This is a genomic window from Catenulispora rubra (genome assembly GCF_015356825.1).
In the GTDB taxonomy this organism is placed as follows: domain Bacteria; phylum Actinomycetota; class Actinomycetes; order Streptomycetales; family Catenulisporaceae; genus Catenulispora; species Catenulispora rubra.
Map to the genome: position 1 here is coordinate 1 of NZ_JAACYW010000602.1, position 1,609 is coordinate 1,609.

The following is a 1,609-nucleotide window of genomic DNA, read 5'->3' on the forward strand; positions in this document are numbered from 1 at the left end:
ACCTTCCCATCGACCTCAAACGCCCAGTCCATCAACCGCGCCGCCTGATCAAAAACATCCGTCCCGCCAAGCATCATCGTCTCAATAACCGTATGCCCGTCGCGCGTCGCAGCCCCGACATACGTATGGCCGGCCTTCGTCGTCAGCCCGCCCTTGATCCCGATCATGCCCGGATACGCCTTGACCATCGGATCATGGCTGGTAAGCGTGAGCGTCGTCCCCTTCGGCCCGGGAAACGTGGTCTGCTTCAGGTCGCAGTACTCGCGGAACGCCGGGATGTGCAGACCCGCGCGCGCGAACAGCGCGAGGTCGTACGCACTGGTGAGCTGGCCGTCCTGGTCGTAGCCGTCCGCGTCGACGACCGTCGTGTCGCGCGCGCCGAGACTACGCGCCTCCTTCTGCATCGCCGCGACGGTGGCGTCCAACCCCCCGGACAGATGCGCCAACTCCGCAACAGCATCGTTGGCCGACTCCACGAACGTCGCGCGCCACAACTCGGCGACGGAGTACGTAACACCCGCCGTCATACCGACGACACTCCCGTCCGGCTCGGCGGCGAAGTCCGAAGCCTGCGGCGTGACCTCGCGGTTCGGGTCCAGCCGCGGGATGAGCGTGTCCGCAGTCAGGACCTTGAGCGTGCTGGCCGGATACAGCTCACGATGCGGGTCCTGCTCGGCGAGGATCTGCCCCGTGTCGTAGTCGACGATCAAATACGAGGCGACATCCACGTCCGGCGGCAACGGCACCGACGTCGTTGCGAAGGCCGTTGTGCCCGCCCCCGCCGACGGCACCACCGCCGACGCCGTGACAACGGCGCCGAGCAGAACAAACACACGGAACCGGAGGCTCACGACCACACGCGGGACCGTATCAGCGCCCTGTGCCACGATCAACATCCGTCGCGGTCACTGTCGCGGTCGCTGGCGGGTCACTTCCGCGATCACTGTCGGGTCACCGTCACCGTCCCATTGACACTGTCATATGACAGTGTCATCATCAGTCCCGTGAACGGCGACTCGGCACCCTGGACCATCGACCGGCTGGCACGCCTGGCCGCGGCGGCATTGGCGGCCGGAACACCGACCCAACCAGCACTGACCCAACCCAACGGCCGAATCAGGGAGGTACCCGACGTGCGCACGATCCGCTGGTACACCTCCATCGGCCTGCTCGGCCGCCCGGCGGCGATGCGCGGCCGGACCGCGCTCTACAGCCGCACGCACCTGGCCCAGTTGGTCGCGATCAAACGCCTCCAGGCCGAGGGACTGACCATCGCGGCGGTGCAGGAACGCCTGCTGGGCGCCGACGAGTCCGCGATCGAGGCGATCGCCGGGCTGCCAGCCGACATGGACGAGCTGGAAGCCCAAATCGAGGCGACAGGCCAGCCGACGACCGCAAGCACGAAATCGCGACGCGCCCTCGAACCCACCACCGGCCACGAGCCCACCGAGACCATCAACGGCGAACCCGCACCGGCCGCCGCCCGAGCCCGCTTCTGGGCCACCCGGGCAGCCACGCCCGACACGCCAGCCGACCCGGCCGCACACACCACGCCGAGCATGCCCGGCACGCCGACCGCGCCAGCCGACCCGGCCGCACACCCCAAGCC

At 68.4% G+C, this 1,609-nt stretch carries 2 protein-coding genes; one reads left to right on the forward strand and one right to left on the reverse strand.

What is annotated here, in order from left to right:
* The coding region (locus GWK61_RS54440; RefSeq protein WP_323748206.1) for a D-alanyl-D-alanine carboxypeptidase family protein at nt 1-857 on the reverse strand (857 nt) is incomplete at its 3' end.
* 147 nt (nt 858-1,004) lie between these two features.
* On the opposite strand from GWK61_RS54440, the gene GWK61_RS58140 reads away from it, so the two are divergent.
* A partial coding sequence (locus tag GWK61_RS58140) for a helix-turn-helix domain-containing protein (RefSeq protein WP_323748207.1) occupies nt 1,005-1,609 on the forward strand: 605 nt, incomplete at its 3' end.